Origin of the sequence: Amycolatopsis thailandensis (genome assembly GCF_002234405.1) — a bacterium.
Classification (GTDB): domain Bacteria; phylum Actinomycetota; class Actinomycetes; order Mycobacteriales; family Pseudonocardiaceae; genus Amycolatopsis; species Amycolatopsis thailandensis.
The window spans coordinates 38,240-60,429 of record NZ_NMQT01000006.1 but is presented as its reverse complement, the minus strand read 5'-3'; the positions used below and the strand labels follow the sequence as shown (position 1 = coordinate 60,429).

Here is a 22,190-nt window from a genome sequence, read left to right as displayed (position 1 = left end):
GGCAGCAGCACGTCGTACGGACGCGGACGCGGCCACGGGTGCACGCCGTCCTCGCCGACGAGCACCTTCCGGGGGGTCACCCCGCCGGTGAGCAGGTCGTTCGCGAGCTCGTCCGGGTCGACCTCGCCGGGCCGGCGCACGATCAGCACGTCGACGTCGGCGGTACCGGCCGACGAAGCCGCCGCGGGCTCCCAGCGTCGCGTCGCGACCCGTCGCGCGCCTGCCGTGCGCTGCGCGGTCCGCGCCGACAACGCCGTCCCGCGTGCCGAAGCCGGGCCACCGGCGGACCGGTCGCCCGCGAACCGCGCGTCGAACGACGGGGTGTCGACGGCCAGCGCGTTCTCGGGGTTGCGCAGGCTGGTCGCCAGCGCCCGCGCCGGGGCGATGTCCGCGGCCGGCGTCGAACCCAGCGAAGCCGCCAGGTCGATCAGCCGCCGCGCGGACGCCGTCATGTCCAGCGACTTCACGAAACCGTAGGCGGCCGAACGCAGGTGCCGTTCGCGTTCGGGCTCGTCGGCCAGCGCCGCGGCGACCGAACCCAGCGCCTCCGGCCGCGCGAGCACCAGGTGCTCGCCGGGGACCAGCGGTTCGACGTCGACGGACGTCTCGCTGACCACCACGCAGCCGTTGGTCATCGCTTCGAGCGTGCGCACCCACTCCAGGGTCTGTTTCTGCTCGCGGTGCAGGTTCAGCAGGAACCGCGACCGCGCGAGATGCTCGAACTTCGCCTTGCCCGGCAAGAAATCGACACGGGCGGCGGTCATCGGTTCGTGCGGCGGGGTCAGCAGCCGCGTCCGCAGCCCGGCGAGCTCCCGCGCGTACGAACCGAGCAGCACCGAACGCCGTCGCTCGGCCGTGCCGAGGTAGGTGACGTCGATGTCGCGCGGACTGTCGAGGTCGCCGCCCCACAGGTCCCACAGCGGGCTGTAGCCGAGCTGGAAATGCTCGACGCCGATCCCGCGCCGCCGCAGTTCGGCGGTCGAATCGGTGTTGATGTCGACGGCGCCGCCCAGGATGGAGAGCAGTTCGGCGTTGCGCTCGAAGGTCGCCGTCCCGGGGTGCTCCACACAGAACCCGATGGTGCGGCGGCACTGTTCGGCGGTCGGGAACTCGGCGTCCGGGGCGGTGACGAAGTATTCGTGGGGGACGACGACGTACACCGTGTCGTTCCCGGCCTCGGGGTACTTGCCGATCGCGGTCCTGGCCTTGCCGCCCGCCGTGCGCACGGCGTCGGCGACCACCTCCAGGAGCTCCTCCATGAAGGCGGAACCGCCCTCGGCCGAGACGAAGCAGAGTTCGGTCACGGCCGGTCCATCTTCTTCCGCACGACCCGCAGCGGCGCGGTGACCCGCCAGCTGACGGTGCGGCGGGTGGCGTCGAGTTCCCTGGCCATCTCGGCGGCCAGCCGTTCGGCGTTGAGCAGCCGCTGCCGGTCGGCCGACGGCTCACCACCGGGCAGGACGTCCGCGTCGACGACGCCCGCCGACACCACGAGTTCGGCGTCGAGCAGCGCGAGCCGCAGCTTGTCCCGCTCCTCGCGGCAGGTCTTCAGCTCCGCGCGCAGCGAGTCACGCTGCTGGTGGGCGAGCAGGACTTCGGCCTCCAGCGCCTGCAGACGCGCCTTCGCGACGTCGAGCTCTTCCTGCTGCGAAGCGAGCTTCTGGTTCACAGCGGCGGACTCGCCTTCGTCCGGCGCGGCGGCGGTGGCCTCGCGCAGCTCGTGCTCGGTGTCGGCCAGCTTGGCCTTCAGCCGGTCCTGCTCGGCGGTGAAAACCTGCCGCTCGGCCCGGAGCCGGGTCAGCTCGGCCTGGACACGGCCGGGAATGTCGGTGTCAGACATGAACGCCCCCACTCAGTTCGGTCAGGATTTCGGAGTACTCGCGTGCGTAGCCCGCCGGGTCGAGCCACGGCAGCAGCTTCTCGTGCGCGGCCTTCGCCATCTCACGGCGGCGCGTGGCCGACGTGCCCAGCGCGCGCAGCAACGCCGCTGTCAGCGCGTCGACGTCGTTGGTCTCGAACAGCCAGCCCGTCTCGCCGTCGACGATCATCTCCCGCGCGCCGAACACGTCGGTCGCCGCGACGGGGATGCCACAGCAGACGGCTTCGAGGATCGACCGCGGCAGCGACTCGATGTCGGAGCTGTTCACGAAGATGTCCGCGGCCTGGAGCCAGCGCAGCGGGTCCGGCTGGATCGGCACCAGGCTGACCGACTTCTCCAGTCCGGCGCGCTCGACGGATTCCTCCATCGCCAGCCCGTACGGCGACGGGTGCAGGCCGACGATCGAAAGCTTCGCCTCGGGGTGGATCTTGTGGATCCGCTCCATCGCCGAGATCAGCGGCGCCTGTCCCTTGCGGGATTCGGCGATGCCGATGTTGACCAGCACGATGTCGTCCGGCGTGTAGCCGAGCATGTTCCGCGCCTGGCGCCGCGTCTCCGACCGGGTCCGGCCGCCGAACTTGTGCATCGGCGTGCCGTAGCGGACCGTCCGGCAGCGCTCGGGCTTGCTGTACGGGAGGAACATCTCGCGCGTCGCGTCCGCCACGAACAGCAGCTTGTCGACCTCGCCGAGCGTGCTCTCCCAGCGCTTCCACACCGCGGCGGGCGGCTTCACCGGGCCCCAGTTCTGGTAGGCGAACGCGGGCAGCGAGAAGCTCTCGTGGATGACCCACGCCGTCGGCATCCCGGCCCGCTTCGCCGCATCCGCGCCGACGAAGCCGCCGAGGGTGTTGACGAGCGCGACGCCCGCTCCGGAGCACTTCGCGAAGCGCGCCAGCTCGGCGACGTGGCCTTCGTAGGCAGGCACCGTCTGGTTCCGGTAATGCGTCGTGACGTGCACGGGGATGCCGAGCTCATGGCAGTCCGCGCGCAGCGGCCCGTCGGTTTCGCTGACCAGGCTGACCTGCCAGCCGTGGTCGGTCACCATCCGGCTCAGCAGTTCCTGCAGCCACAGCTGCCCGCCGCCGACGCCGAGGCTGTGCGTGAACACCAGCACGTGCTTCGGATCGGTCGGGATGTTCACGCGCGCCATCGCGCGGGCGGTGTCACCGGCCAGCTCGTCGGCGAGTTCGGCGTCGTCCAGGTCCGCGACGGGATTGCGAAGGGTGAAAGTGCGCTTCGCCGACACAACCTCGCCGACGCCTTCGGTGCGGTACCGGACGCGAAGCGACAACGTCCGCTCTTCGCCGTACGGGAGGTCGACAGGCACCCAGGCCTCGAAACCGCTCACGGCGGCGTCGTCGAAGCCGGGGAACTCCTTGGGGACGTCCTTGCGCGGCAGGCGGGTGCGCGCGCTGACCGTGCCGCCGCCCTCGACCATGACCTCGATCAGGCTCGGCGCGCGGCCCTGCAACATCGCCCACCCCGTCACGTAGACGACGTGGCCTTCGGTGACCTTGCCCTGCTTGGGCGCTTCGAGTTCGCCCAGCCACAGCGGTTCGTCGCCCGGCAGCGTTCCGACGTGGACGGTCGCCTGGTTCAGCACGCGCTCGTCCGGACCGGTGACGACGATGTCCTGAGTGCCCGCGGGAACCCAGGTGGCCGGGACCGCACGCCAGCCGAAGGTGCCTTCGGGCGCGCCAGGGCACGGCTCGGGGAACAGGTTGGCCTCGACGTCCGCGATGGTCACGGACATCTCGCCGATCCGGCTGATCCCGGTCGTCCAGCCCCGGAGCTCGAACAGGTGCCCGACCGGCCGGTCCGGGGTCAGGATGCCGGCGGTATGCAGGCTCGTCATCGCTTCGCTACCTCGTCTTCGTTCGCCGCCACACCGGCGCCGACCCTCGTTGAACGGTACCCGTGGACGGTTCTCTCCAGGCGCGTTCGCCAGATTTCGGCGATGGCCTTCCGCACCTCGCGCGTGCCGTGGACGGTGCCGCTGGAGCCGATCGCCGAGAAGGCGACCTCGCGCTCCACAGCACTGTCCACAAAGGATGGATGGAGCCCGATCAGCACGCCGAGCCAGCCCGCCAGGTCCCGCGTCGAACCGCCGTCCGCCGCCGCGGACCAGCCCGCGTCGGCGAGTTCGTCGGCCAGCACGAGCACTCCGCGCTCGACCACTTCGGACACCCCGGCGTCCGCGTTCCGCCACTCGAGATCGATCGGACGCAGCGTCGCGCCGTCGACGAGAACGTTGTGCGGCACCAGATCCCACAGCGCCTCGACCCCGCGTGAAGCCTCGGCGCGGACGAGATCCCGCCATCCGGCGAGCAGTTCCGCGACCCGCTCCGGCTCGTCGAGCAGCACCTCGACCATCGTCGGGGCGTCGTACACCTTGTCCGCGCACGGCCCGACCGAGATCCCGCCGACCGGCGGCGACGGGACCAGCGGCACGCGGCGGACTTCGGCGCCCTCCCCGGTGCGGACGACGTCGGCCCGCGTGCAGGCGAACGCGGCGCGCTCGGCGGTGTTGAAGTAGGTCGCGAGCCGGTACGCGGGCCAGAGCGCGGCGGCGCCGGGGCCGCAGAGCAGGGCGAGGCCGTTCGCGGGACCGCCGGCGATCGCGGCGGACAGCCGGGGCAGTTCGGTGTCGATCTCCGGGCCGCGCACCGCGCGGGCGACCTCGTGACCAGGGGAGCAGAGCAGCTCACGCCGCACTTCGAGACCCGCCGCCGCGAGCGTCCCGGCGACACCGCGCGAGGCCGTCAGCACCACGAGGGCACCCGTCGGCGACAGCCGCTCGCGAATCCATTCCAGCAGGTTCCGCGTCGCGTACGGCTGCTGGACCACGGCGAGGTCGTAGGTCTCGACGACCAGCCTGTCGTGCACCGTCACGGTGCCGAGGTCGCGAGTGCGGAACCGCACCGCCGCGGCGCGGACCGGATCGGCTTCGACGGCGTGCACCGTCGCCGAGACCTCGCCCAGATACCGCGTCAGGCCGCCGAAACCGGCACCGACCTCCAGGACCCGCGCCGCCTTCGGCAGCACGAGCGCCCGGAGGACGTTCGCGGCGCCGTGGTCGAGCGGAACGCGCTCGGCGGCGTCCCGGCCGGCGAAGTGCAGTTCGTCGGACAGCGAACCGGTGTCCGCGGCGAGGGAAAGCAGGGTCGTGAGCAGCCGGGCGTTCGCGGCGGTCATCGACTAGCCGGTGACGGCGTAGTTTTCGAGCGTCTTCTTCACCGCACGCTGGTACGTGCCGCTCAACGCCTTCTCGCCCTCTTCCCCGCCGAGCGGGTTCTGCAGGATGTCGACCCGGACGATGTTGTTGCCGCTGATCCAGGTGCCGCGGTAGTTGCCCTTGTCGCCGTCGATCTTCTTCTGGAAGTTCAGCTTCGGCGGCATACCCGGCAGCGGCTCGGTGATCTGCACGAAACCGTTGCTCGTCTGGTACTGGCGCAGCTGCTTGACCAGGTCGCCGGCGGCACCGGGGCTGGTCAGCGGGATGACCGTGATCGAGATCTTCGCCGGCTGCGGCCCGGTCTCGTCCGGCTGCTTCTGCGAGCCGCGGTACGCGACCTGCTTCACGCCGGCGGCGATGACCAGGTCGGCCTCGCCCTTCTCCAGGCCCGCGATCTCGGCGAGCTGGGCGGCCGGGATCGCGCCGCTCTTCGAGTCCTCTTCACCGGACTGCTCCGGGATCTTCTCGAACAGCAGCTCTTCGGGCGTCTTCGGCTTGGCCGAGGAGGTCGGGGGAGCCTGCGACTGCGACGGCTGCGGCGCGGCGGTCGGGTCCGGCGGGGTGTCACCGCCGCCGGAGAAGGCGAAGTAGCCGCCGACGCCCAGACCGGCGAGCACCAGGACGGCCACGATCGCGATGATGGCGATCTTGCCGCCCTTGCCCTTGGGCTTGTCTTCGAACAGCTCGGGGCCCTGCTTGACCCACTCCGTGCTGCCGACCGGCGAGATCGGGGGGAAGTCCGAACCACCCCACGGCGGGCTGGCGTCGGTGTCGGTCCAGCCCTGCTGCTGCGGCTGTTGCTGCTGGTAGCCCTGCTGCTGTTGCTGCGGGAAGCCGCCCGCGGGCGAGGCCTGACCCTGCTGAGGGAAGCCACCCGCCGGGGACGCCTGGCCCTGCTGCGGGAACCCGCCCGGCGGCGACGCCACCGGCGGCACGACCTGGGTGCGGTTCGGGTCGGCCTGCTGTTGCTGCCAGTTCGGGACGACCTGGGTGCGCTCGGCCTCGCCGTTCTGCGGTGGCTGGTTCACCGGCGCGATGATCTGGGTCGAGTCGGCGCTGTTGGGCTGGCCGGTCTGCTGCGGCTGTTGCTGCTGAGCGGGCGGCGGCTGTTGCTGGAAGGGTTGCTGCTGGAAGGGCTGCTGCGGCTGCTGGCCGGGCTGCTGGACCTGCTGCTGGGAGGGGTCGCCGTACGCGACCGCCGATGACAGGACCTGGTCACGGCGAAGCCGGTAATCGTCCGCGGAGAGCCGTCCAGATGCGAGCTCTTCGTCCAGATTGCGCAGCTCTTCCTGCCAGGACACCACCGGCCCCCTTATCCGATTTCCGGCGGGAGAACGCTCCCGGCCGTCGCGATACCACCACTGCGGTGACCTCGCACATTCTGCACTGCCCGGACTCGCCGCGCCCTCGCGGGTCGAATCGTGATCTCCCCGCGACCTGCGCTTCTCAGCCCACCGGGAGAACGGTGTCCAACGAGGTCAGCGTCCGCGCCAGACGGGTGTCGAGCGCCTGCGTGTCGCCGCCGAGCGGCTGGGAGACCCAAGCGCTGACGGCCATCGTCCCCGAGACGTAACCGATGCCGCTGAGCTGGCCGTTCTTGTTCGCGCCGACGAGGGCGAGCCGATCGCCGACGCGCTGCTCGCGCAGTCCGGCGTTGACCGAGTTCTCCCGGAAGTACTTGACGATCGCGGCCGCGTCCTTCGGATCGTTGGCCGGGATCACCAGGACGAGGTAACTGTTCGTACCTTCGTTCGAACCCTTGTAGGTGACGGACGCGACGTTCTTCGACGCGAGGTAATCGCCCGCGGCCTTCGAGTAGAGGTTGAGCTCGACACCCTTCGCGACCGACATCGTCGAGTTGTCCTTCGACGGCGTCCCCGGCAACGCGGGCAACCGGTCTTCCAACGGCGTCTGGGCACTGTCGGGCCGGCCCGACGGCGTGAGACCGTCCGGCGGCTGGGCCACACTCGGCACCGGAGGCTGGTCGGCGACGTTCGAAGACGATGACGAGCCCAGCCACAGCGTTCCGCCGATGATCAGCGCCAGCACGACCAGCACGCCGGCGGCGACGAACAGCCAGGTCGGCTTGCGTTCGCCGACGACGGCGTAATCAGCGTGATCGTCGGTGGGCGCGTTGTGGCGCGGGCCGGGTTCCGGGGCCAGCGGCGGGAGCGGACGGTTCGGCTGCCGGGCCGACGGCCTGTCCTTGACCGGCGGCGGCTCGGCGCGCAGGTAGACCGTCGGATTGATGTCGGCGGGCGAGGGCGCGGTGGTCTTGTGGTCCTCGATCCGCGGGATCGCGCTCTTCTTCTCTTCGCGCGGTTTGGGCTGCTCGACGGTCACCGGCGGCGGGTACACCGGCTGGGTCTGCTGGTGGTACGGCTGCGTTTGCTGGAACGGCTGCGCCGGTGGGAACGGCTGGGGCTGCTGGACCGTGACGGTCGGCTGCTCGACCGGCCGCGCGGCGGGATTGGCGCTGTGCCACTCCCCGCCCGGGCGTCGCAGCGGTGAGGGGACCGGCGACGGCATCGTCCCGCCGGAGGCCTCCGCCAGGAGTTCGTCGCGCTTCCGGCGGTGTTCGGCGTGCCCGATGCGACCCGCGGCCAGCTCGACGTCCAGCGCTCGAAGCTCGTCTTGCCAGCTCATTCAGCCCCCTGCCGCCGGGTGTGGGCAGCCAGTGTTGCATGCACCCTTATGGGTGGTTGATGTGGTCTTTCCACATTCTTGCGTCCACTCACGACCTGGTCCAGCACTGATCTCGACGTTCCGGGCGGCGGCGATGAAGTCGAAATCGGCCAGTTGCTCCGCGGCGCCGGAATTCTCGTTTGCGGACGTGCAAGAGGATCACCCAAGAGTGGCTTGACCTGCATGTATAGCGTCGAAGCTACGAACTGGAGCCGGAAGTCCGCGACTGGCTGGAGAGTCTGTCCATGGCGCACTGCGCGACAGTGGCCTTCTACGTGGACCTGCTCGCTGAGCCAGGGCCGCTGTCGAGCGAGCCGGATGCGCGAAGAGCGTGAGGTGCGGCGGGCACGGAAGGCGATGTGGAGATGTGTCGCTCGAAGACATACGACAGATGAGCACGGCGGGGAGTGAGAACGATGGCCGAGCGGACCGACTGGAGGCTGCTTCGCGAGCGGCGGATGGCCGAGCCAGGCGCCTCTGACGCGTACGAGGCCACGAAGCTGGCCTACGAACTGGGCAAGGCGGTGCGGGAAATGCGAGAGGCACGCGGCTGGTCCCAGACAAGGCTGGCCACCGAGGCGGGAATGACGCAGTCGGCCGTCGCGCGGTTCGAGGCAGGGGGAACAGTCCCGACGATTCCGGTGCTGGAGCGGCTGGCGCACGCCCTCGAAGCCGTCCTCGACGTTCGCATCACCCCGCGCCTGTCCACGGTGTGATGCTCTTTCGGCTGGTCAGGCGCGGCAGACCGGTTCCGCCGGTACGGTGGCGGACGTGGGAAGTGCCGGGTGACGGAAATCGACGCGTGTCGCGGCGCGCTGCGCGAGCTGGCCATCGGCAGGCTCGCCGGACGTGACGTCCGCGCCTCCCATCTGGTCGAGGCCGGGCTGGACGCGATCGTCGCCGGGCTCGACATTCCTTCCCTCGCCCTGCTCGCCGGGCTCGAGTCCGCCGCGGAAGACGCCGTCGAAAAGGCCTTCGACCAGGTCGTCGACGAACTCGGGCTCGAACTGCCCGCCGATCCGACGGCCGCCCGCTGGCTGCTGATCCACGGCTGGCTCACCGCGATGGTCGAAGGCCGCCTCTCGCCCGCGGCCGGTGGCGCGCTGGTCAGCGAGGTCGGTGAGCTGCTGGGGTCGCCGCAGGCGTTGCGCGGGATCACGCGCTGGTCGGCGATGCTCGACAGCTGGATCCCCACCGACCTCACCCCGAGGGACGTCTGCGAAGTGCCGATCCTCGAAGAGTCGGTAGTGCTGCTCGAAGGACCTTGGCCTCCTTCCCGACGTCACCCGTAAAGCCCCGTTTTCTGTCGTACATGTGTTCTAAAATGGTCGTTGTACAGCAGGAACAGCGGCGAAAGGCGGACACGGATGGCCTACATCACCCTGCCCACGTTCGTGGGGTACAGCACGAGCTCGGGTCCCTCGCGTTCCTCGTTCGTCCGGCGTTGGCGACGCCAGTACGAGGACCCGAACCGTGGCGGGTTCAACTTCTACCTCCGCGCCGCGAACGCGATCCGTGCCGGGCGGATCTCCGGGCGGGATCGCGAAGTGCTGCGGGCGCTGGTCGAGAACGCGGACGAGCGCACGCGGCCGCACTACACCGAGATCGCCGACGGCTGGCTGCGCTACGTGGGGCGGCGTGACCTGCGGCTCGCCGAGGTCGGCCGGTCGCGATGGCGGCTCGGCACGCTCGAAGTGGGCATCAATCCGCACCTCGGCCTGCGCAAGGGCGACGGCCCCGTCTACGTGACCTGGCTCTATTTCAAGGAGGAGCCGCTGAGCCGGGACGCGGCGCAGATGGTGCTGTGGCTGCTCGAACAGACCATGGACGACCTGCGGCCGGGCGGGCGCCCGCTGGTGATCGACGTCCGGCGCTCGAAGGAGTTCGCTTTGTCGCCGCGAGACCGCGACAAGGTGAAGCCGTGGGTGCGGAGTGAGGCGTCGGCCTTCATGAGCCTTTGGGAGGCGGCCGCATGATCGAACGACGGCGAGCCCGCGTTCCGTGGGCTCGCCGTTCACGCACCGTCATTCTCACGGTTCCGGCGACGGCGCAAGACACCTGATCAGGTGACAGTTTCACGGAGTACGCCCACGAGCTGGACAACTCGGGCCCCGAACACGAAGCTTTCCCAGTCTTAATCGGCCGAACCACCGAGGGTCGCTCGTGAACAACGCTTGGGAAGCCATCTCCAGGGTCGCAGATGAGCCCGCTTGGTACTGGGTCTACGACAAGCTCGCGTTCTGGCCGAGTACCTACGCGCACGCGTGGCCCGGTTTCCGCGAACCGGCCCCGTCCGTCGCCTGGGATCTCGCGCCCGGCGGGCTCGACCGCGCGTCCGCCGAGTTCCGGCTCGGCCCGTACGCCGTCGAGCAGAACGACGTCGCCCGTGTCGCGCTCTCGGCGCTGAAGGACTGCGTCGCCGAGGACGAGTGGGTCTGGGTCCTGCACTGGCAGCACCAGTCGTACCGCTTCTACCCGCATCGGCACGCCGCGCTCGACCCGTGGCCGGTGCCGGTGTTCCCGCGCACGGACTATCACATGTTCCTGGCGAACGACTTCCGCTTCGGCACGCTCGGGCACCCCTGGGAGCGGACCTTGTGCGTCTACGGCGAGAAGCTCGTGCCCGCCTTCGAGAAGCACGGTGAGCGGGTCTTCAAGAACGCCTTGCGCCGCGACGGGACACCGGCCGCGATGGCGGGCTGACCGCCGTCCGGCTGGCGGACCTGCCTAAACTGAGGCTGGTGTTCGAATACCACGGGTGGGTGACCATCCAAGCGAGCCCTTCCGGCGACGACGACGCGGCGCTTCTCGAGCGCATCGTCGAGCGGGTGCACCGTGCCGTCCGCGATTTCGACGACGGCGACCTGGTGGACCTGCGCTGGGCCGCCGGAGTGCCGATGCTGCACCTGGGCGGCATGGACAAGCACGGCACGGCGATCGCGCCCGAGCTGGTGGACCTGTTCACCCGCGTCGGCGATCTCGCGCCCGGCTCCTACGGCCTCCTGCACGTCTGGGACGACCAGGACCCCGAGCACGACAACGAGTTCAAGGTGTACCGGATGGCCCGCGGCCTGGTCACCGAACGCGCCGACGAGCACCTGTCGCCGGTCGCGCCGACCGTGCTGGACGGCTACGAGTTCTGAACCACCTGCCCGCGCCTTTCGGGGATGATCGAATTACGCTGTTCGGCTGCTTTCCTCGGCCGTCCGAATAGGACAGAGTTCACCTGGGCGCGGGTGGCAAATCCCCGCGGAACGAGGGGGATTCACCGTGAGATCGTCGTGCCTGAGATCGCGTCTCGGTGTTGTCAGCGTCGTGTTGGCCGTGGCTTTCGGGGTACTCCCGGCCACGGCTTTCGCATCTCCAGAGGAAAGCGCTTCCCCGACGCCGTCGGCGGTGCCGAATTCCGCTCCCGACACCGCGGCCGCGACGAAATTCGCCAAGCAGGGCCGGAAGAAGGTCCGGGTCGACGACTTGACCTCCGAGCGTTCGGAGACCGTCGCCAACCCGGACGGCTCCCTGACTCAGACGCAGACCACCCGGCCGGTCCGGGTCCCTCGTGACGGTGACTGGGTCCCCGCGGACTCGACGCTGGGCCCTGGCCCGAACGGGGCGCTTTCTCCGAAGGCCGCGATGGCCGATATCTCGCTTTCCGCAGGTCGACGCGGGGATGTCCAGACCGCGGGAGCCGCACCGCTGCTGCAGCTGAGCGCCAGGGGCACCTCGGTGGGGCTCGATTGGCCGGGGGTGCTTCCCCAGCCGGTCGTCTCGGGTGCCACCGCCACCTATCCCGAGGTCCTTCCCGGCGTCGACCTCAAGGTCCAAGTCGATGTGGACAAGGTGCACGAAGTCGTCGTGATCAAGACGCCGGAGGCGGCGAAGAACCCGGCCATCGCGAAGATCAAGCTGGGCCTGCCGGTGAAGAACGGGAAGCTCACCAAGGACGAGGACGGTGCTCTCCGGGTCAAGGACACCAAGGGAGCCGACGTCTTCCTGGCCAAGGCGCCCTTGATGTGGGACTCGTCGGGAGTCGAACCCGACGCGACGGATCTCATCCGCGGCCCGGCCACCAGCGGTCGCCAGGCCAAGGTGCCGACCGAGGTTTCGGGTAAGTCGCTGCTCCTCACCCCCGACGCCGACCTGCTGGCGAACGCCGCGTACCCGGTTTACGTCGACCCGACCTGGCAGACGAACTACTGCTCCAACTGCGGTCGCAACCACTACCTGGTCCAGCACGCCTGTGGCGCTTCGAAGACACCTGGCGACGCGGACTGGGACTCGTCCGATCAGCTCAAGGCCGGGTACATCTACGACACCTCCTCGAGTTGCGCCGGAAAGCTGGTCACCGCGCGCTCGTTCGTGGAGATGAACCTCGGGGGCCTGGCCGGGAAGCAGATCTACTCCGCGCAACTCACCCTGGCGGTGACCAACTCGAAGGATTGCGGCGGCTCCAACAACGTCGTGCTGACCAATCCGATCGGTGCAGGGCTGAAGTTCGGGAGCGGCCCGGCATTGGGCAACGGGCTCGGAAGTGTGAGCGGCTGCCCGACCAACGTCGAGTTCGACGTTCTCCCGACCATCGTGAGCCTGGTGAACGTCGGCGGGCCGACCTTCACTTTCGGCATCGTCTCGCCCAACGAGAACGACCAGAAAACCTGGAAGAGGTATTCCCCTCAGGTCGGGTTCACGGTCACCTACAACTCGGTCCCCCGGCCGCCGGCCAATCTCGCCATCGTCAACGGGACTTCGACGTTCCCCTGTGGCCCGCCCGCCCCTGGCCAGCCGTGGGTCCGTCCGGTGCTCGGTCGCACCAGCACCGGATACGTGGTCAAGGCGAACGTCCAAGACCCGGACGGCGGCATGCTCTGGACCGGTTTCCGCGTCTACAAGGGCTGGGTGAGTACCGGGAACTACGTCTGGGACAACCGTGAGGCCTTTGTCGACAACGTCTTGAGCGACTCGAACGTCGCCAATCGCAACGCTCAGGCGACCTTGTTCAAGGACTCGATGCCCGCGGACGGGATCTACTCCTTCGACGCGCACGTCACCGACGGCCGGGAAACCAGTTGGGCGGGCGCTTGCGAAGTCGAAGTCCAACTCTCCGCTCCCGCCGCGCCGTCGGTGTCATCCCAGACGTACCCCAGCGGCACCTTCGGCGGTGGCCCCGGACGCGCGGGTGACTTCACTTTCACGGTGGCCAACACTCCGACCTCGGTCGGAAGCTACGTGTGGAAGCTCGACAACACCGCGCCGCCCACCTGCAACGGGACCGAGCCCGGAACGGTGAAACCCGCCGCGTACAGCGGGCCCGCGACCGTCGCCATCGCCCCGCAAACGAAGGGGACGCACGTCCTGAGCGTCTGGTCGTGCAACCGGGCGAAGACGCCGTCCACCAGGGTCGACTACAACTTCAGCGTCCGCGACGTCACGGCTCCGCTCGCGTCCTGGCAGTTCGAAGGTAACGGCGCTTCCCAGGCGACGGGCCTGCGTTACGTCGGTGAAGGCAGGGGCGGGTTCACCGACGGCAAGATCGGCGAAGGCACGACCCTGTCCGGTCAGGCGGGCGACTACTTCGCGACCGGTGCGAGCGTGGTGGACACGGCGAAGTCCTTCTCGGCTTCTGCTTGGGTGAACCCCGCCGGCCTGACCAGCAGGCGGGTCGTGCTGTCCCAGGACGGCAGCCAGAGCAGCGGTTTCGCCTTGCAGTACCACGAATCCGGGAAGTGGGCCTTCAGCATCGCCGACTCGGCCCAGGCCAACCCGGCACAAAGTTCCGCATTCTCCACTGCCGCTCCGACCGAGGGTGCGTGGACACACCTCACGGGTGTTTACGACGCCACCGCGAAAACGGCGACGCTCTACGTCAACGGCCAGGCACAGGCCACCGTCAGTGCCACCAGCTCCGGCGGCTCGGGACCCTTGGTCGCGGGTGGCGGGAAGGCCGGCGGCGTGCGGGCCAACCTGTACTCCGGGAAACTCGACGAAGCCGTGCTCTTCGACCGCGCGCTGACCGCGACGGAAGTCGTTTCGCTGCATGGGAACAACGGCGTTCCCACCGGGCTGTCGGCCATCCGCGAGTACGCGTTCGAGAGCAACACGGTGGACGCGACCGGAAACGACGGCGCCCTCACCTTCGCTCCTGGCTCGGGGTACGCCACCGGCTACAGCGACTCCGCCGGACAATCCGCTACGGAGAGCAAGGTCGGGCAGTCGTCCGGCCAGGCCTACATGAGCAACGGAAGTGGTTACGGCCAAACGAAAACGCCGGTGATCGACACCGCGCAGAGCTTCACCGTCTCGGCATGGGCGAAACTGGCCGACACCAACGGTTATTACGCTGTGGCCGGGCAAAACGGCGTCCATTCCAGCGGCTTCCAGCTGCGCTACTCTCCTGATGCGAACCGGTGGATCATGGGCCTTCCATCCGCGGACATCGACGGAGACGGGTACCGGTGGGCGAGTTCCACCAGCACTCCGCAGGTCGGCGTCTGGACGCATTTGACCGGAGTTTACGACGCGTCCACCGCCAAAGTGCTGATTTACGTCAACGGTGTCCTTGAAGGGCAAACGAACATTCCCGCGGGGACCACCTGGACCGCGACAGGCGGCTTCGCGGTCGGCCAGGTGCGCTGGAACAGCCTGCCCTCGACCTTCTTCAAGGGCAGCATCGACCAGGTCCAGGTCTGGGATCGAGCCCTGCCCGCCGCTGAGACCGCCGGTCTCGCCAACACCGCCGTGCTCCGGGCGAACTACCAGCTCGACGGCAGCACCACCGACGGAGTCACCGGAGCGGCCGGTGCTGTCTCAGGCGGCGCGGCCATGGTCGACGACAACGGCGTCAATATCGCGAAGTTCGACAAGTCCGGGACTGGGCAGATCGCGGCACAGCGACCGGAGAATTTCCGTGGCGACCGCAGCTTCACCGTCGAAGCGTGGGTGCGGCATCGCTGGACCGCCGAGGACGTCGCCGCGGCCAAACAGGCGAACCCCGCCAACACGGGCGGGGTCGACGAGGTGGGCCGGGCCGCGGTCGGAGTGGACTCCGCGCAGTTCCCGCCTTTCATGCTCGGGTACCGCGGCATCAAGGACCAGAACGGCCATTGGCAAGGCCGGTGGAGTTGGATGATGGGTTCGTCGACCGCCACCCCATCGAATCCGTTCGCGTGGTTCGCGGTCTCCGACAGCAACGCAGCCGATGGCGTGTGGACCCATTTGACCGGTACTTATGACGCGACGACCGGCACCTCGTGCCTGTACGCGTCCACGGAGGAATTTCAGTTCTCACCAGTCTGTCTGACCAACGTGACCGGATGGAACGGTGCCAGTCCGCTCGAAGGCCTGCTTATCGGCAGGGGTGCGTGGACCGGCCACAAATCCGATTACTGGTACGGCGATATCCGTGGAGTTCGCGTCTACAGCGGTGTGCTGGACGCGCAACGCATCGCCGCGGACATGATCCTCGACCACCCCTGATCCTTCTCGTCCGGCTCGGCAGACGCTCCATCTGAACCTTGGGCAGGCTTCGTCATGCGTAAAGACACTCGCTGGACCCGTATCGGCCGGTTTTCCCGCGTCACCTCGTTGGCCGTGACTGCGATCATGCTGGCGTCCGGTGGCTCGGCGATCGCGCTCGAAAGCAAGGGGCGGGCGCCGGGCTGGTCGCTCGGACCGGGCCAGAAGGACCAGAGCGTCCCAGTCACGCCGCTTGTCGCCCCGGCGTCGCCGCCGCCGGTGTTGCCTGACGCGAAGGTGACTCCACCGGTTTGGCCGGGAGCGGCGGAAACCGAGGTCGAAGTGCTCGCCGGAGCGCGCGACAGTCGGCAGCCGCAGGGTCTCGGTGTCCAGAACGCCGCGAACGGCACCCCGGTGAAGATCGGCTGGGCACGGGCGAAGGACACTGCCACCGCCAAAAAGGCAGGGCCCGCACCGAAAGTCCGGGTCCGTGTCGCCGACCAGAAAGTCAGTGACGCGCTAGGACTCCGTGGTGTGGTGCTGTCCGTGGCCGACACCGGCGTGGGGACCGAACCGGTGAACGTCGCGGTGGACTATCGGGCGTTCGGGAGCGCGTACGGCGGTGGCTGGGCCGATCGGCTGCAGTTGGTGGAGTTGCCGGGCTGCGCGTTGACGACACCGGAGAAGGCCGAGTGCCGGACGAAGACCCCGGTTGCCGGGACGGTGAACAACGGCAAGACGCGGCAGGTCTCGGCGGATGTCGCGGTCGCCGGAAACGCACCTCGGGTCTTCGCGGTTACGGCCGCGGCGAGCGGCTCCAGCGGAAATGTGTCCGCTCAGCCGTTGTCCGCGGCCGGGTCATGGTCCAGCGGTGGTTCTTCCGGAAGCTTTTCCTACAACTACCCGTTCGCGGTCCCGTCCGCGCCGAGCGGAGCGGCGCCGAGCCTCGGGCTTTCGTACTCGTCCAGCGGCGTCGACGGACTGACGTCCGCGACCAACAACCAGGCTTCCTGGGTCGGCGATGGATGGGACTTCACGCCGGGCGGCTACGTGGTCCGCAACTACCTGCCGTGCAGCGAAGACCTCGGCGGCAACAACGGGCAGACCAAGACCGGTGACCAGTGCTGGGGGATCGACAACGCGACCCTCGTCCTCGGCGGCAAGTCGACGGAGCTGATCAAACTCGCCGGCACGAACCAGTGGCGGCCGAAGAACGACGACGGCTCCAAGATCGAACTGCTCACCGGAGCCACGAACAACGCCCAGGACGGACAGCACTGGAAGGTCACCACCGGTGACGGGACCCAGTACTTCCTGGGACTCAACCGCCCACCCGGCTGGTCGTCCGGCAAACCCGAGACCCAGTCCGCTTGGACGGTCCCGGTGTTCGGCAACAACGACGGCGAAGCCTGCTACAAGCCGAACAACTTCGCCGGCTCGTCGTGCCGCCAACCGTGGCGCTGGAACCTGGACTACGTGGTGGACCCGCACGGGAACGCCAGCACCTACTACTACCAGCCGGAGATCAACTACTACGGGCTGAATCAGAACGTCACCACCGCCGGAACCGAGTACACCGCCGGTGGGTATCCGCTGCGGATCGAGTACGGCCTGCGGCTGAAGGACGGAAGTGTCTACGGCTCGGCGCCCACGAACCAGGTCGTTTTCGAAACCGCGGAGCGCTGCCTCCCTTCCGGAGCGGTGACCTGTGCCCCCGAGCAACTGAACTCCACGACCGCCTCGTCCTGGCCGGACGTTCCGTCCGAACAGATCTGCGCGAAGGACAAACCCTGCGACTACGGGTCGCCTGCGTTCTTCACCCGCAAACGGCTGACCACGGTCCGGACGCAGTACAACAACGCGGGCACCCAGACCGATGTCGACGTCTGGAACCTGGCCCACACGTTCCCCGGGACAGGTGACGCCTCTCCGCCCGCGCTGTGGCTGTCCTCGGTCACCCACACCGGGAAGGGCGGTGGCGGGAGCATCACCCTCCCCGCGACGACGTTCGGCGGATTCATGTTCGCGAACAGGGTCGACACGGTCGGCGACAAGTACTCGCCGATCACCCGCTATCGGGTCAACGAGATCAGGACCGAGACAGGCGGGCGGATCGGCGTCGCCTATTCAGGTCCTGATTGCGTGGCGGGGTCACGCATGCCCGCGTCACCCGAGACCGACAAGATGCGCTGCTACGCGTCGTTCTGGAGCCCTCCGGCGGCGAAGGACCCTGTCCTCGACTGGTTCCACAAGTACGTCGTCACGGACGTTTCCGAAGAAGACCTGACCGCTGGCGGGGTCGCGGTCAAGACACACTACGACTACCTCGGCGACGCCGCGTGGCATTACGACGAAGGCCAGTTCACGCCGAAGGAGCGGAAGACCTGGAGCCAGTGGCGTGGCTACGGCGTCGTCCGGACGTCCATCGGTCAGCCATCCGCCACCCAGACGGTGACGGAGTCGGTGTATCTGCGCGGGATGGACGGCGACCACCTGCCGAACGGCGGCAAGCGCACGGTCTCGGTCGAGGACTCCGAAAAGGGAACGATCGTCGATCAGGATCCCTTGCAGGGCTTCCTCCGCGAGTCCAGGACGTACCTCCCCGGCACGACGACGGTCGACAACTCGGCCATCAACGATCCCTGGGTCCGCGGTCCGACGGCGACGAGCGCGGACGGCCTGCTCAAAGCACATTCGGTGGACACCGCGACCGTGCGGGGCCGCACCCTGCTGTCCGACGGCAAGACCTATCGCCGCAACCAGGTGAACAAGAAGTTCAACGACAACGGCCTCGTCATCGAGCAGGAGGACCTCGGCGACACCGGCGTCGCCACGGACGACACCTGTACCAAGACGACCTACGTCCCGAGCGCCACGGGGATGTTCGACAAGTCGAGCGAAGTCGTGATGTTCGCCGGGACCTGCGCCGGTACGGCGACGGCGTCCACGGTGATCACCAACGCCCAGGTCTCCTATGACGAGCAGGCCTTCGGTGTCCCGCCGACGGCGGGCAACATCACGCGTACCGACACGCTGAGCGCTTGGGACGCCACGGGCAAGAAGTTCTTGACCACCGCGACGAACAAGTACGACGAGTACGGCCGTGAGACGTTGTCGACCGACGTGACCGGCGCGGTGACGAAGACCGCGTACACGCACAGCGCCGGCGGACAGGTCACCGAGGTCGCCGTGACGAACCCCCTCGGCTGGGTCACGACGACCACCAAGGAACCCGCGCGGGGAAACCCGGTGTTCTCGGTCGACGTGAACAAGGTCCGCACGGACATCACCTACGACGCTCTCGGGCGTAAGACGGCGGTCTGGAATCCAGGGCGCAGCAAGGTCGACGGCGACAAGGCGACAGCGACCTTCGAGTACACCGACGCGGCGACTTCACCGACCGCCGTCCCCACGACGGTGGCGACGAAAGCGTTGCAGGACAACGGCGCATACACGACGTCGTATGCGATCTACGACGGCCTCGGGAGGACGAGGCAGGCGCAGTCCGTCGCATCCGGTGGCGGCCGGATCATCAGCGATACCGTCTACGACTCACGCGGGCTTCCGTTCAAGTCCAACAACGGTTACTTCAACGACGCTTCCGGGCCCGCCGCGAAGCTGGTGACCGTCGCGGACAACACGGTGTTCAACCAGACCGTGACGGAGTACGACAGCCGTGCCCGTGCGACGGCGTCGATCCTGATGTCCAAGGGCGTCAAGCAGTGGCAGACGTCGACCATCTACGGCGGTGACCGGGTCACGACCATTCCGCCGAGGGGCGCGTCACCGCAGACCGTGGTGACCGATGTGCACGGGCAGACCGTTCAGCGGCTGCTTTACACGGACGGGTACACACCGGGAGCGGCCAATCCGGCCGACGTCACGAACTACACGTACAACGCCGCGGGCGCCATGACGTCGATGTCCGATGCCGCAGGCAACGTCTGGTCGACCGGCTACGACCTGCGCGGCCGCAAGATCCGGCAGACCGACCCGGACGCGGGAGAGTCGACCTTCACCTATGACGACGGCGGACAGCTGACCTCGTCCACCGATTCCCGTGGCAAGGCCACCTTCTACACCTACGACAAACTCGGGCGTAAGACCCAGACCAACGCTGACTCCGCCACGGGCACCAAGCTGGCGAGTTGGTCCTACGACACCGTGACCAATGGCATCGGCCTACCCGCCTCGTCGACCCGGTGGGTGGGTACGGACGCGTATGTCACGCGTGTCGTGGCCTACGACAAGTACGGCAGGCCGACCAAGAACGCCGTCGATGTGCCGGCCGTCGAAACGGGCTTGGCCGGGACCTATGAGTTCGGCACCACCTACACGGCGACGGGTGCTGTCGCGTCCACAGTGAGTCCGAAGGCTGGCAACCTGCCGCTCGAACACGTACGGCACACGTACAACGAGCTCGGACTGCCGTCCACGACGTACGCGATCGACTCCCTGGGCACGACCACGAACCTGGTGTCGAAGACCGATTACACCTCGTTCAACGAGATGTCCCGCATGCAGTTCGACGGTGAGAAGTCCACCGTGAACGTCGGCGTGACCCAGACCTACGACGAGGTCACCCGACGCCCGCAGACGACCACCGTCAACCGGGCGACCCAGATCGGTTCACAGCTGACCAACCGGACTTACGGGTACGACCCGGCGGGCAACGTCACGAAGATCTCCGACACTCCGTCAGGTGCGCCGGCCGACACCCAGTGTTTCGAATACGACTACCAGCGGCGGATGACCGAAGCGTGGACTCCGTCTTCGGCCGACTGCGCGACGGCAAAGTCCGTTTCGGCGCTCGGTGGCGCCGCGCCGTACTGGAAGTCGTACTCCTTCGACAAGACCGGGAACCGCACGAAGGAGGTCGACCACAAGTCGACCGGTGACGTCACGAGCACGTCCACCTACCCGGCGGCCGGGCCGACCGCCGTCAAGCCGCACGCTTTGCAGAAGGTGGACACGAGCGGCCCGAACGGAACCTCGACGAGCGGCTACACCTACGACCAAGCCGGCTCGATGCTGACGCGGAACGTCGGCGGAGACACCCAGACGTTCACCTACGACCACGAGGGGAGGACCGAAGGCGTCACGACGGCTTCGGGGGCGAGCAAGTACATCTACGACGCCGACGGCAACCGGCTCGTCACCCGCGCTCCGACCGGCACCACGCTGGCGATCGGCGACCTCGAACTGGTCATCACCACCGGCACGACGGGGGTGACCGCGACCCGTTTCTACCAGCACGGCGGGGTCCAGGTCGCGGTGCGAGTCGGTGGCTCCGCCCTCAAGTGGATGCTCGGCGATCTGCACGGCACGAACGGCCTGGCGATCTCCGCGGGGACGCTCACCCCCACCCAGCGCTACATGGATCCCTTCGGCAACCCGCGCGGCCCTGCGCCGTCCACTTGGCCGGACAAGCACGGCTTCGTCGGCGGCTACCAGGACGCGACCGGCCTGACTCATCTCGGCGCACGCGAGTACGACCCGGGGACCGGCCGGTTCACCAAGACCGACCCGGTGCTGGATCCGGCTGTCCCGCAACTGTGGAACCCTTACGCCTACGCGAACAACTCGCCGGTGACCATGACGGACCCGTCCGGCATGTCGGCCTGCTTCCACATGGGCGAGGACGGCCTGTTCTGCCGCGAAGGCACCGAACAGGCGGCTGCTTGCAAGGGCAGCTGCACCGTCATGGCGAGTTCCCCGTCTTCGCCGCAGGGCAAGAAATACGCGGCCGAGCAGCGGGAGAAAGCCAAGCGGGGCTATAACGAGAAGTCCTACAAAGAAGCGCAAGCCGTCGTGAAGAAGTCCAAATGGGACGTCTTCATAGACGCGGCCGGTGAGCTGATCAAGAGCCTCATCGGCTGGGACGACATCATGGGCTGCATCGAGGGCTCGGTCGGCTCGTGCATCAGCACCCTCCTCAACTTCATCCCCTGGGGCAAGATCCTGAAGGTCGGCGAGATCGTCGCCAGCTTCTGGAAGGGCGCGCGGGCACTGGCGACCTTCGGGCGTGAGGTGGAGAAAGCCCAGAAGGTCATCGCCGACACCGAGCGCATCCTCGCCGACGCCGAGATGGCGGCGAACGCGGTCCAAGTTGTCGTCGCGGTCAGCGAGGGCGAAGGCGTCGTCGGTGCGGCGGCCGCGGCCATGGGCGGTGCCGCCGCGGCGAGCGAGTCGACTTGCAACAGCTTCGTCCCCGGTACGCAGGTCTTGATGTCGGACGGCACTACGAAGCCGATCGAAGAAGTACGGATCGGCGATGAAGTGCAGACGACAGACCCGGAGACCGGCGGGTTGGAGCGGCGCCGTGTGGTCGGCACGATCGTGCACGACGACGAGGACGAGCGGACCGAGGTCACTGTCGAGTCCGATGGCGTTTCGGGCACCATCGTGGCCACGGACTGGCACCTCGTCTGGGTGGAGGAGGCCGATGACTGGGTAGCGATCGGTGACCTGGTTCCTGGTCAGCACCTACACTCGCCGGATGGTCGGTCATCGGTCGTCACCGCGGTTCGGCACTTCACGCAGGTGTCGCCCGTCCACGACCTCACGATCGACGACATCCACGCCTTCTACGTCGGTGGTAGCGGCACTTCGCTGCTGGTTCACAACTGCGGCGACGGTTATGTACGTCCCGATGGAAGGTTTGCCGACAAATACCCCAAGATCGCACGTGCGCTCGGGCGAGAAGTTCGAGAAGTCAGGGATGCGATTCATGCCGAGAAGAATGATGGTAAATACGGCGGTGCCAGAAAAAATCCGGACATCATGGTTGATCTGGACTCCGGAGAAATGCACACCAAGATGCCCTGTGGTTGCCCTGCCGAGGATTCAATCGGAAACATTCACGATAATTTCTCGGACGGAGATGGTTATGGCAGGGGAGGATACTCCAAGGGGCGTCGGCGCTAGTCAATGAGATTG

General features: G+C 68.0%; 13 protein-coding genes. 7 read left to right on the top strand and 6 right to left on the bottom strand.

Annotation, left to right across the window (positions count from 1 at the left end; translation table 11 throughout):
- The 6 genes from CFP71_RS01280 to CFP71_RS01255 form a co-directional block, all read right to left on the bottom strand.
- The coding region (locus CFP71_RS01280; protein WP_093931971.1) for a glycosyltransferase at positions 1–1,304 on the bottom strand (1,304 nt) is incomplete at its 3' end.
- Positions 1,301–1,840 carry a hypothetical protein gene (locus tag CFP71_RS01275; protein ID WP_244199515.1) on the bottom strand — a complete coding sequence of 180 codons (540 nt, stop codon included), beginning with the start codon at positions 1,838–1,840 and terminating at the stop codon, positions 1,301–1,303. The genes CFP71_RS01280 and CFP71_RS01275, both read right to left, overlap by 4 nt.
- Positions 1,833–3,734, bottom strand: a complete 1,902-nt coding sequence (locus tag CFP71_RS01270) for a glycosyltransferase family 4 protein (protein ID WP_093931969.1) — start codon at positions 3,732–3,734, stop codon at positions 1,833–1,835. The genes CFP71_RS01275 and CFP71_RS01270 overlap by 8 nt, the downstream gene beginning before the upstream one ends.
- Positions 3,731–5,074 (bottom strand): methyltransferase, encoded by a 1,344-nt coding sequence (locus CFP71_RS01265; RefSeq protein WP_093931968.1) that lies wholly within the window; start codon positions 5,072–5,074, stop codon positions 3,731–3,733. Before CFP71_RS01265 ends, CFP71_RS01270 begins: the two co-directional genes overlap by 4 nt.
- 3 nt (positions 5,075–5,077) lie before the next feature.
- The gene (locus CFP71_RS01260; protein ID WP_093931967.1) at positions 5,078–6,418 is read right to left on the bottom strand and encodes a flagellar basal body-associated FliL family protein; all 1,341 of its coding nucleotides are present in this window, start codon (positions 6,416–6,418) and stop codon (positions 5,078–5,080) included.
- Between the two features lie 142 nt (positions 6,419–6,560).
- Positions 6,561–7,760: a hypothetical protein gene (locus tag CFP71_RS01255; protein WP_093931966.1), complete on the bottom strand. Its 1,200-nt coding sequence runs from the start codon at positions 7,758–7,760 to the stop codon at positions 6,561–6,563.
- Between the two features lie 455 nt (positions 7,761–8,215).
- On the opposite strand from CFP71_RS01255, the gene CFP71_RS01250 reads away from it, so the two are divergent.
- The 7 genes from CFP71_RS01250 (at position 8,216) to CFP71_RS01220 (ending at position 22,178) form a co-directional block, all read left to right on the top strand.
- Positions 8,216–8,515 (top strand): helix-turn-helix domain-containing protein, encoded by a 300-nt coding sequence (locus CFP71_RS01250; RefSeq protein WP_093931975.1) that lies wholly within the window; start codon positions 8,216–8,218, stop codon positions 8,513–8,515.
- 69 nt (positions 8,516–8,584) lie between these two features.
- Positions 8,585–9,091, top strand: coding sequence for a hypothetical protein (locus CFP71_RS01245; protein ID WP_093931965.1), 507 nt, complete (start codon positions 8,585–8,587; stop codon positions 9,089–9,091).
- A gap of 75 nt (positions 9,092–9,166) precedes the next feature.
- Positions 9,167–9,775, top strand: a complete 609-nt coding sequence (locus CFP71_RS01240) for a hypothetical protein (protein ID WP_093931964.1) — start codon at positions 9,167–9,169, stop codon at positions 9,773–9,775.
- A gap of 187 nt (positions 9,776–9,962) precedes the next feature.
- A complete protein-coding gene (locus CFP71_RS01235) occupies positions 9,963–10,502 on the top strand; it encodes a DUF2716 domain-containing protein (protein ID WP_093931963.1) in 540 nt (179 codons plus the stop codon).
- Between the two features lie 38 nt (positions 10,503–10,540).
- Positions 10,541–10,942, top strand: coding sequence for an immunity 7 family protein (locus CFP71_RS01230; protein WP_093931962.1), 402 nt, complete (start codon positions 10,541–10,543; stop codon positions 10,940–10,942).
- A gap of 253 nt (positions 10,943–11,195) precedes the next feature.
- Positions 11,196–15,272, top strand: a complete 4,077-nt coding sequence (locus CFP71_RS01225; protein WP_093931961.1) for a LamG domain-containing protein — start codon at positions 11,196–11,198, stop codon at positions 15,270–15,272.
- 54 nt (positions 15,273–15,326) lie between these two features.
- The gene (locus CFP71_RS01220) at positions 15,327–22,178 is read left to right on the top strand and encodes an RHS repeat-associated core domain-containing protein (protein WP_093931960.1); all 6,852 of its coding nucleotides are present in this window, start codon (positions 15,327–15,329) and stop codon (positions 22,176–22,178) included.
- Positions 22,179–22,190: the final 12 nt, after the last annotated feature.

Excerpts from the sequence above, each read along its gene's own strand:
- CFP71_RS01275 (WP_244199515.1), bottom strand. The coding sequence starts at position 1,840 with ATGTCTGACACCGACATTCCCGGCCGTGTCCAGGCCGAGCTGACCCGG.
- CFP71_RS01270 (WP_093931969.1), bottom strand. The coding sequence starts at position 3,734 with ATGACGAGCCTGCATACCGCCGGCATCCTGACCCCGGACCGGCCGGTC.
- CFP71_RS01265 (WP_093931968.1), bottom strand. The coding sequence starts at position 5,074 with ATGACCGCCGCGAACGCCCGGCTGCTCACGACCCTGCTTTCCCTCGCC.
- CFP71_RS01255 (WP_093931966.1), bottom strand. The coding sequence starts at position 7,760 with ATGAGCTGGCAAGACGAGCTTCGAGCGCTGGACGTCGAGCTGGCCGCG.
- CFP71_RS01250 (WP_093931975.1), top strand. The coding sequence starts at position 8,216 with ATGGCCGAGCGGACCGACTGGAGGCTGCTTCGCGAGCGGCGGATGGCC.
- CFP71_RS01240 (WP_093931964.1), top strand. The coding sequence starts at position 9,167 with ATGGCCTACATCACCCTGCCCACGTTCGTGGGGTACAGCACGAGCTCG.
- CFP71_RS01220 (WP_093931960.1), top strand. The coding sequence starts at position 15,327 with ATGCGTAAAGACACTCGCTGGACCCGTATCGGCCGGTTTTCCCGCGTC.